8 protein-coding genes are annotated in these 10,006 nt (G+C 71.4%); 4 read left to right on the forward strand and 4 right to left on the reverse strand.

Annotated elements, in window-relative coordinates:
• Positions 1–375: septation protein SepH (gene sepH / locus QM638_RS00200; RefSeq protein ID WP_415139909.1), on the forward strand; the 375-nt coding region annotated here is incomplete at its 5' end.
• A gap of 81 nt (positions 376–456) precedes the next feature.
• Here sepH and QM638_RS00205 read toward each other — a convergent pair.
• The 4 genes from QM638_RS00205 to QM638_RS00220 form a co-directional block, all read right to left on the reverse strand.
• Complete coding sequence (locus tag QM638_RS00205) at positions 457–1,140, reverse strand: thymidine kinase (RefSeq protein ID WP_415139910.1); 684 nt, start codon at positions 1,138–1,140, stop codon at positions 457–459.
• A gap of 23 nt (positions 1,141–1,163) precedes the next feature.
• The gene (locus tag QM638_RS00210; protein WP_415139911.1) at positions 1,164–2,303 is read right to left on the reverse strand and encodes an alkaline phosphatase family protein; all 1,140 of its coding nucleotides are present in this window, start codon (positions 2,301–2,303) and stop codon (positions 1,164–1,166) included.
• Positions 2,304–2,312: 9 nt separating this feature from the next.
• Positions 2,313–2,897, reverse strand: a complete 585-nt coding sequence (locus QM638_RS00215; protein ID WP_415139912.1) for a DUF5998 family protein — start codon at positions 2,895–2,897, stop codon at positions 2,313–2,315.
• A gap of 97 nt (positions 2,898–2,994) precedes the next feature.
• The gene (locus tag QM638_RS00220) at positions 2,995–5,688 is read right to left on the reverse strand and encodes a GNAT family N-acetyltransferase (protein WP_415139913.1); all 2,694 of its coding nucleotides are present in this window, start codon (positions 5,686–5,688) and stop codon (positions 2,995–2,997) included.
• 140 nt (positions 5,689–5,828) lie between these two features.
• Between QM638_RS00220 and QM638_RS00225 the strand changes: the two genes are divergently transcribed.
• The 3 genes from QM638_RS00225 to QM638_RS00235 all read left to right on the forward strand — a co-directional run bounded on the left by QM638_RS00225 (position 5,829) and on the right by QM638_RS00235 (position 9,948).
• Positions 5,829–6,599, forward strand: coding sequence for a hypothetical protein (locus tag QM638_RS00225; RefSeq protein ID WP_415139914.1), 771 nt, complete (start codon positions 5,829–5,831; stop codon positions 6,597–6,599).
• Positions 6,600–6,716: 117 nt separating this feature from the next.
• Positions 6,717–9,218, forward strand: coding sequence for a DNA gyrase/topoisomerase IV subunit A (locus QM638_RS00230; RefSeq protein WP_415139915.1), 2,502 nt, complete (start codon positions 6,717–6,719; stop codon positions 9,216–9,218).
• 4 nt (positions 9,219–9,222) lie between these two features.
• Positions 9,223–9,948 carry an LppX_LprAFG lipoprotein gene (locus tag QM638_RS00235; RefSeq protein ID WP_415139916.1) on the forward strand — a complete coding sequence of 242 codons (726 nt, stop codon included), beginning with the start codon at positions 9,223–9,225 and terminating at the stop codon, positions 9,946–9,948.
• The last annotated feature ends 58 nt before the right edge of the window (positions 9,949–10,006 follow it).

Below are 10,006 nucleotides of genomic sequence, written 5' to 3' on the forward strand. Positions count from 1 at the left end.
GACCTGCAGGCCGCCCGGGAGCGGCGCGCCCAGGCGGACGCCCAGGCCGCCTCTGGGTCCCCGAGCCCGGCGTCGGCCGAGCAGGCGACCACGGCTGGGGTCTCCCCCACCGAGGACACCCTCGAGACGCCGCTCGACGTCGACACGCCGCTGGAGGCGTACCTCTTCGACGATCCCGCCACCCCCGCCTCTCCGGCCGAGCGAACTCCGACGGCGACACCGTCGGAGTCGGCGCCGACGACCGAGCCCCAGATCGCACCGGAGCCCGAGGCCGAGAGCCAGCCGGCGACCAAGCCGCGTCGCTCCTCCCGGCGCAAGCGCGCCTCCGTGCCGAGTTGGGACGAGATCATGTTCGGCGGCGGCAAGTCCGAGTAGTCCGACCGATTCGACCGTTCTAGAGACCGACTCGGCCGTCCCAAGGACCGACTCGACCGTTCTGAGGACCGACTCGGCGCGTCAGCCGAAGGGAAGAGGCTCCGCGACCAACGAGACCGCCTTGGCCCTGGCCGCGGTCAGGCCACGGCGATGGTGCTGGCGACACAGCACCTCGTAGGCGACCACCTCGGCCTCGCCGGACGGACCGCCGCCGGGGATCGCCGACTCCGCGCCGACCTCGACGTCGCCGACCACCACGACCTCGCCCTCGGTGACCATGATGCCGTCCTCGGTGCGAGCGTTGTGGGTGGCCCGCTTGCCGCACCAGCACAGCGCCTCCACCTGCAGCACCTCGGTCTTGTCGGCCAGCTCCACCAACCGGGCCGAGCCCGGGAAGAGCCTGGTTCGGAAGTCGGTCAGGATGCCGAAGCAGAAGACGTCGATCTGCAGCTCGTCGACGACCTTGGCGAGCTGGTCGATCTGCACCGGCGCGAAGAACTGCGCCTCGTCACACACGAAGTAGTCGATCCTCGCGCCGTGGGTGAGCGCATCCACGGCGTACCGCCAGAAGTCGAAGTCGGCGGTGACCTCGATCGCGTCGTGCACCAGGCCGAGACGAGAGGTGACCATCGCCTCGCCGCCGCGGTCGTGGGTGGTGAAGATCCGACCGATCCGGCCGCGAGCCGCGTGGTTGTGGTTGGTCTGCAGGGCGAGGGTCGACTTGCCGGCGTCCATCGTCCCGGTCCAGAAGGTCAGTTCGGCCACCGCTGAATCCTAGAAGCGCCGGATCAGCTGACCAGCAGCGGGATCAGCATCTCGTCCGGGGTCAGCGAGCCGTGCAGGCCGATCAGGGTGGTCTCGTAGCGGAACCTGCTGGTCGACATGACCGCGTGGTCACCGCGCGCCGCGACGATCACGTCGCCCAGCCGCGGCAGCACCGGCGCGGTGACCTCGCCGAACCAGCCCCGTTCGATGGCGGTGGCGCGGGTGATCACCTCGGCCGCCTCGCCGAGCACCTCGGACCAGGTGGCGACCACGTCGGTCACCGCGCCGCGCGCGCAGTAGAGATGCCGGAACCTGGCCTCGCCGCCGACCAGGACCAGCCCGTCGCCGAGCTCGGGCCGCTCATCGATGTCGATGCGATGCTCGGGCGGCGAGTCGACCATGCCATGGTCGGCGATCACGACCAGCCGGGTCGTCGACGCGAGCGCGTCGCGCAACTGCTCCGCCTCGGCGTCGATGATGGACAGCTGCTGCAGCCAGGGCGCGGAGGCGACCCCGTACCGGTGACCGGTCCAGTCCAGGTCGCCGTCGTAGAGATAGGTGAGCGAGCCCCGTTGCGCCGCGTGCCCGACCGCGGCGGCGATCCGCTCGCCCACTCGGTCCGCGCCGACGTACTCCGCCCCGCGCTGGGCCGCCACGGTGAGTCCGCTGCCAGCGAACTCGCGCTTGTTCACCACCGTGATCGGCATCCCGCGCTCGGCCAGCCGCTGGAACATGGTCGGCCTCGGCTGCCACTCCAGCGGGTCGACGTCCTTGCGCCACTGCAGCGCGTTGAGCAGGTGGTCGGTGCCCGGCACCCGGGAGGTGTAGCCGACCAGACCGTGTCCGCCCGGGGTCAGCGCGGTGCCGAAGGAGGTCAGGCTCACCGCGGTGGTGCTCGGCACCCCGGCCGTCATCGGCGGCAACTGGTCCAGCAGCGAGGCCAGGAACGGCGCGGCGTGCGCGTAGCGACGCAGCAGGTTCTCCCCCAGCCCGTCGATCAGGAACACCACGTACGACGCGGCCGTCGGCAGCTCCAGCGGCCCTCGCTGCCGGTCAGCCTCCTCGCCGGGCGCCGGGGCGTTCGCCCCCAGGGCGCGGGCCACCGCCGGGAGGACGTCGCCGAGCGATCGCGCGCCGTACGCCGGCGCGACGAACCCCGTCATCGCGGCCCGCTACCGGCGCTGGGTCCGCACGGAGAGCGCCTCGGCGAAGGCGAGCAGCCGGATGACGGCGTCGCTCCCGTCGGCCGCGGCGGAGACACGTAGGGAGAAGTCGTCGCCGGTGAGCAGGCCGGTGTAGCCGTGGTCGGCCTCGCACTCCGGGTCCGAGCAGGAGGCCGGCTCCAGGTCGACCCGGCTGACCGCGCCCCAGCCGATGGTCAGCACCGCCTCGACGGCCCGGCTGGGCCCGGAGCTCGGGTTGGCGACCATCCGGGTCAGCACCACCGAGTTGATCGAGTCCAGGCGAACCGCCTCGGTCGAGGTCGAGGTGTAGGGGTCCGGGACCACGTCGTCCGGCGCGTGCTCGTCGGTGTGCGCCAGGATGAGCCGGGAGTCGGTCAGCACCAGCACCGAGAGGTGGCGCCGGACCTCGTCGTGGTCGAAGGTCGGCTCGTGGTGCAGGAAGAAGGAGACCACCCGCTCCCCCGCGATCGCCGAGGCGACCCCGTCCGCGACGACCTCCGGGTAGTAGCCGGTTCGGTCGATCTCGGCACGCAGCTCCACGGTGTGGTCCAGGTCGTCGGTACGGGTGCTCATGACGACGAGTCTGTCACGCTCGCATCTCGGCCGTGCCACCTTCTCCACCGGCACCGGCGGGGCACTCGCTCCGATCGATCCGGAGCTCCGTCCCTGCTCAGTCCGGCAACGTGTCGGCGACGGCCGGGTTCAGCCGGCGGACGAACCAGTCCGAGCGCGAGTCGGCGACCGGGTCGACCCGGGCCGAGGCGGTCAGCACACAGGCGCCGTCCACGCCGACCAGCACCAGCCCGAGCTCGAGGGTGCTGACCTGCGGCAGGTCGTTCTGCAACTGGGAGACCTGCAGGATCACCCGCTCGAGCGCCTCGACGTCGACCACGTCGCCGCCGCGGTAGCCGAACAGCATCGGCGCCGCCCGGACCTCGCGCACCATCGAGGCGGCGTCGCGCAGGCTCAGCGGCGGGATCCGGTAGACCCGGTCGCCGACCAGCTCGGTCAACGGCCCGGCGATGCCGAAGGAGACGACCGGTCCGAACAGCGGGTCCTCCATGGTGCGGATGGTCACCGGCACCCCCGGAGGCGCGGTCTTCTGCACCGCGAACCCACCCGTCTCGGGCGGGACCCGGTCCGCGATCAGCTCCCAGGCCTCGTGCATCTCCTCGCGGTCCTCGATGTTGCGCACCACGTGGGCCTGGTCCGGGCGCTCGCGCACGCTCTCCACCGTGGCCTTGAGTACGACGTCCCAGCCGAGCGCGTCGCCGGCGGCGACGGCCTCCTCGGGGCTCGTCACCGACCGGACGTCCCACAGATCGATCCCGTAGGCGCCCAGCACCCGGGCGAGGTCGGCGGTCGGCAGGTCGCCGCCGTCGGGCTGGCGGGCGAGCACCTCGGTGACCACCGACCGCGCCGCGGCGGCGTCGACCCGGTCGGTCGCGGAGCTGTCGCCGTCCGGCGTGCGCAGCCACACCGCGTAGTCGACCACCCGCGCGAGCGCGCGCACCGCGCTCTCCACCGAGGAGTACGACGGGACCGAGCCGCGCCCCGCCGTGGAACCGGCCACGTCCGGCACGCGGAGCAGCTCCGGCACGCCCTCGGTGCCCAGGAAGGAGGAGACCAGCGGCTTGTCGGACTGCTCCCCGACCGCGGCCAGCACGTTCGCGATCTCCTCACCGGTCACGTCCAGCGGCGGGATGTAGACCGCGACCACGGCGTCCACGTCCGGGTCGTCGATGGCCGCGTCCAGCGCGTCCTCGAAGTCCTCCGGGCTCGGCTCGGCCGCCAGCGGCACCTGCTTGTTGACCACCAGACCGACCGCCGCGGCCGCATCGGCGGCCAGCAGCCCGAGGGCATCGGAGTTGCCCACGATCGCGACCCGTCGACCGCGCGGCAGCGGCTGGTGGGCCAGCAGCTGGGCGACGTCGAACATCTCGTCCAGGGTGTCGACCTGGATGATCCCGGCCTGGCGGAACATCGCGTCCACGGCCGCCGGCGGCGCCGAGATCCGCCGGACGGCATGTCCCATCGGCACGCCCTGGGTGGTTCGCCCGGAGCGGACCGCGACGATCGGCTTGCGCTGCGAGACCCGGCGGGCGATCCGGGAGAACTTCCGCGGGTTGCCGATCGACTCCAGGTACATCATCACGACCTCGGTCGACTCGTCCTCCTCCCAGTACTGGAGCAGGTCGTTGCCGGAGACGTCGGCCCGGTTGCCGGCGCTGACGAACGTGGACAGGCCCAGCCCACGGTTGTTCACCTTCTCCAGGATCGCGCTGCCCAGCGCGCCGGACTGGCAGAAGAACCCGGCCCGGCCCCGAGGCGGCATCAGGGATGCCAGCGAGGCGTTGATCCGCACGCCGGGGTCGGTGTTGATCACGCCCAGGGCGTTCGGACCGATCAGCCGCAACCCGTAGGAGCGGCTGAGGTTGACCAGCCGCCGCTGCCGGCGGCGGCCCTCCTCACCGGTCTCGGCGAATCCCGAGGAGATCACCACCAGGCCGTGCACCCCCTTGGCGGCGCAGTCCAGCACCACCTCCTGGACCGCCTCGGCCGGCACCGCCACGATCGCCACGTCGACGTCGTCCGGGATGTCCTGGACCGATTTGTACGCCGGCATCCCGCTGACCGCGTCGGAGTTCGGGTTGACCACGTAGACCCGGCCGGCGAACTCGCCGATCACCAGGTTGCGCACCAGCGCCTGGCCGATGGTGTCCTGCCGCCGGGAGGCACCGACCACCGCGACGCTGCGCGGGTTGAAGAACCGATGGATCGAGGCCGCCTCGGCCTCGTGCTCGCGCCGGGCCAGGATCCCGACGGCGGTGTCGGTGACGTCGATCGGGAACTCCAGGGTGACCACGCCGTCCTCGAACCCGGAGCGGACCCGGTAGCCGGCGTCACGGAAGGTCTGGATCATCCGGGTGTTGTCCGGCAGCACCTCGGCGACGAACCGGCCGATGCCGCGCTCCCGGCCGGCCTGGGCCAGGTGCTCCAGCAGGATCTGGGCGATGCCGCGGCCCTGGTAGCGGTCCTCGACCAGGAACGCCACCTCGGCCTCGCCCGGCCGGATCACGTCGTACCTGCCCACCGCGATCATCCGGCCGCGCAGGGTCAGGATGAACGCCACCCGATCCACGTGGTCGACCTCGGTGAAGCGCTCGATGTCGCGTTCGGACAGGCGCGGCATCGGCGAGAAGAACCGGTAGTACTTCGACTCGTCGGAGACCCGCGAGTAGAACTCGACCAGGAGCTCCTTGTCGTCGGCCGTGATCGGACGGATGTGCACGGTCCGACCGTCACGCAACAGGACGTCCGCCTCCCAGTGGCGGGGCCAAGGGGTCGGGTTGGGCGCGATCACGACAGAAATCTACCGGTTCGCGGGAGCGCGGACTCCAGCCGTACGTCCAGTTCACCGAATCGTCGGACAAGACCGGATCTGAGTGTTCTACTGCCTCCTCGACGAAGTACGTCGACCGTGCCAGTCCTCGGAGGTCACCCGTGTGCCGCTCACTCGCCCTGCTCGCCGCCGCGCTGACCGCCGGGCTCGGCGCTGCCACCATTCCCTCCGCCGTCGCCGACAGCAGTGCGTCGGCCAAGACCCCGACGGCGGTCCGGGTGAGCACGCCGTGCGACGGCGGGGCGGGGACCATGGTCCTCAAGGCGCGCGCCACCGACACCGGTGGCACCGCGATCCGCGCCGTAGCCAGCGACCTACGCCGGCACCGGTGGTGGGGAGACACTCACGTCGGGCACGACTATCGGGACCTGGACGGATATCCGATCCTGGTCGGCATCGTCAACAACCGCCCGGGTGTGCCCCGTCTGCTCCGCCGCAGCGACGACGGCTCGGTCGCGGCGGTCGATGGCACCATCACCGCTACCCGGCGCTCCTCGAAGACCTGGCCGAAGGCGGTCGGCGCATCGATGATCTCGGCGGTCGGTGGCGTCGCCTGCATCGCCGAGGCCAAGATCGGCCCGGATCTCAGGGCGGCGTCCACCGCCTACTTCGGCGTCACTCTTCGACCGAGCAAGAAGCTGATCCGGGTCCGAGCATGGTCCAAGCCTGGGACCCGCTGGCGCGTGAGTTGGACCGCAACCTCGCCGAGGTCGGCCGAAGGCGCGGCCGCCACCGTCACGGCTGGCGAGGAGGGCATCGACCTGAAGTTCAACGGAGTCGGCCGGCTCCGGACGACCACCAAGGTCGTCGTACGCATGCACAAGGTCGGCACCGACACGGTCCGCCGACTCGCCACGCGCCTCACTTACTGAACCCCTCCCTGAACCCCTCCGCATCGGTGGTCGAGAGCCGGGGCGCCTCTCGACCAGATCTGGTCCCCGGCGCGCCGAGGACCAGATCTGACGCCACCACCGGAGAGAATGCCCCCTATGGCACGCGGCAAGACCACGCAGGACCTCCCCGACGACTTCGAGGAGCACATCCTCGACACCGACCTCGGCGACGAGATGCGCTCCTCTTATCTCGAGTACGCCTACTCGGTCATCTACTCCCGCGCGCTGCCCGACGCCCGCGACGGGCTGAAGCCGGTGCAGCGCCGGATCCTCTACACGATGAACGACATGCGGCTGCTGCCCGACCGCGGGCACGTCAAGAGCGCCCGGGTCGTCGGCGAGGTCATGGGCCGGCTGCACCCGCACGGTGACGGCGCGATCTACGACGCGCTGGTGCGGATGGCGCAGGCCTGGTCGATGCGACTGCCGATGGTCGACGGCCACGGCAACTTCGGCTCTCCCGACGACTCCCCGGCGGCGATGCGGTACACCGAGTGCCGGATGGCCCCGCCGGCGGTGGCGATGACGACCAGCATCGACGAGAACACCGTCGACTTCCGACCGAACTACGACTCCCGGGAGACCGAGCCGGTGGTGCTGCCGGCCGCCATCCCGAACCTGCTGGTCAACGGCGCCGCCGGGATCGCGGTCGGGATGGCGACCAACATGGCGCCGCACAACCTGGTCGAGGTGGTCGGAGCCTGCCGGCACCTGATCGCCCACCCGGATGCCACCCTCGACGACCTGATGCGCTTCGTGCCGGGGCCCGACCTGCCGACCGGCGGCACCATCGTCGGCCTGGACGGGATCCGGGACGCCTACGAGACCGGCCGCGGCATCTTCAAGATCCGTGCCACCGCCCGGGTGGAGACGCTCGGCCGGCGCAAGGGCATCGTGGTCACCGAGCTGCCCTACGGGGTCGGCGCGGAGAAGGTGATGGAGCGGATCAAGCAGCTGGTCGGCACCAAGAAGCTGCAGGGCGTCAGCGATCTCAAGGACCTCACCGACCGGGAGAAGGGCACCCGGCTGGTGATCGAGCTGAAGAACGGCTTCGTCCCCGAGGCGCTGCTCGAGCAGCTCTACCGGCAGACTCCGCTGGAGGACTCCTTCGGGATCAACAACGTCTGCCTGGTCGACGGCCAGCCGCGCACGCTGGGCCTCAAGGAGCTGATCGAGGTCTTCCTGCGGCACCGCTACGACGTGTGTCGGCGGCGCAGCCAGTTCCGCCGGGACAAGGCCGCCGCGCGGCTGCATCTGGTCGAGGGACTCCTGATCGCGATCCTCGACATCGACGAGGTCATCCAGCTGATCCGCTCCTCCGACAACGCCGCGGTGGCCAAGGAGCGCCTGCAGGCGGTCTTCGACCTCTCCGAGCTCCAGGCGGAGTACATCTTGGACATGGCCCTGCGCCGGCTCACCAAGTTCTCCAAGCTCGAGCTGGACAAGGAGCAGAGCGAGCTGCAACGGACCATCGAGCACCTCGACGCGATCCTGGCCGACGACCAGTTGCTGCGCGAGCTCGTCTCCGACGAGCTCGCCGAGGTCGCCGCGACCTACGGCACCCCGCGCCGCACCGTGCTGCTGGCCTCCGCGGGGTCGGCCGCGATCGAGGCGCAGAAGATGTCGGTGGAGGTCGCCGACGACCCGTGCTTCGCGCTGCTCTCCTCCACCGGCCTGCTCGCTCGTACGGCGAGCGCCGACCCCATCGGCGTGGGAGGCGCGCGGGCCGGCCACGACGTCATCACCTCCGCGGTGCGCACCTCGGCTCGCGGCGAGATCGGCGTGCTGACCTCCCGCGGCCGGCTGCTCCGGCTCGGCGTGCTCGACCTGCCGGCGATCCCCGCCACGGCCGGCGACCCCAATCTGGCCGGCGGCGTGCCGCTCTCGGCGCTGCTCTCGCTGGACGGCGGCGAGCGGGTGCTCGCCCTGTGCACGTTGAGTGCCGAAGGCCCGGGACTCGCGTTGGGCACGCGCCTGGGCGTGGTGAAGCGAGTCCGGCCGGAGGTGCTCGGCAAGGACGAGTGGGAGGTGATCAACCTCGCCGACGGGGACGAGGTGGTCGGCGCCCTCGAGCTGCGCACCGGCGAGGAGGAGCTCTGCTTCGTCACCTCCGACGCCCAACTGCTGCGCTTCCCGGCCGACTCGGTGCGCCCGCAAGGGCGCAGCGGCGGCGGCATCGCGGGCATCCGGGTGGCACACGGCTCCCGGGTGGTCTTCTTCGGTGCGCTCGATCCGGGCACGCCCGCCGGGCACGCGCCCGTGGTGGTGACGGTCTCCGGTTCCTCCGCCGCCCTGCCCGGCACCGAGGCCGGGTCGGTCAAGGTCACGCCGTTCCGCGAGTATCCGGGCAAGGGACGGGCGACCGGCGGCGTCCGGTGCCACCGCTATCTCAAGGGCGAGGATGCGCTCGTCTTCGCCTGGGCGGGGCCCGCACCGGCCCGCGCCGCGGCCGCCAGCGGTGCTCCGGTCGACCTGCCCGAGGCGGACGGACGACGCGACGGGTCAGGGGTTCCCGCCGCGCAGCCCATCGACGCCTGCTCGAGCCCGGTCGGCATCCTGGTCGAGGGCGTCTCGGACGATCCCGGCGTGGCAGGCTGAGCGCATGCGCCGTACCTCCCGTCGTCTCCTGCCCCCGGTCGGGCTGGTCGTCGGGTCGGTCATCGGGCTGGGGCTGCTCGGCTCGCTGGCCGGCTGCGGCGGCGGATCCGACGAGGTCGATCTGACGCCCGCCAAGGTGCTGGCGCTGGCCGAGAACCACCTCGACGACACCAGCGGAGTCGACTTCTCGATCACGAGCGACGACGTGCCCGACGGCGTGGTGGCACTCACCAAGGCCGACGGCGAGCTCACCAAGGCACCGGCGTTCAAGGGCAGCATCACGGTGCCGATCAGCGGGGTCTCGGCCACCGTCCAGGTGGTCTCGGTCGACGGCACCACCTACGCCAAGCTGCCGTTGGTCAACAGCTGGCAACAGATCGATCCGGCCGACTTCGGCGTCCCCGATCCGGCCACCCTGCTCGACCCGGACACCGGGATCGCCTCGCTGCTCAAGGCCACCCAGAGCGCGAAGAAGGGCGACAGCGTCCGCGGCGGGAAGGACAACAAGTCGATCCTCACCGAGTACAGCGGCACCCTGCCCGGCGACGATGTCGCCACGGTGCTCCCGGGCGCTGCCGGCGAGTTCGACGTCACCTACACCATCGATGACGACGAGATGCTCTCCAAGGCGGTCATCACCGGCCACTTCAACGGCACCGACGTCGCCGAGAACACCTACACCGTGACCATCGACGAGTACGGCGTCGACACCGAGATCACCAAGCCGTGAGCGCGCCGGCTCCCAGCGCCCGGCCGGCGCCGGCGGCCCGGGCGCTGCTGGCGCTGGC

The sequence above is a fragment of the Nocardioides sp. genome (assembly GCF_047606145.1).
Classification (GTDB): Bacteria; Actinomycetota; Actinomycetes; order Propionibacteriales; family Nocardioidaceae; genus Nocardioides.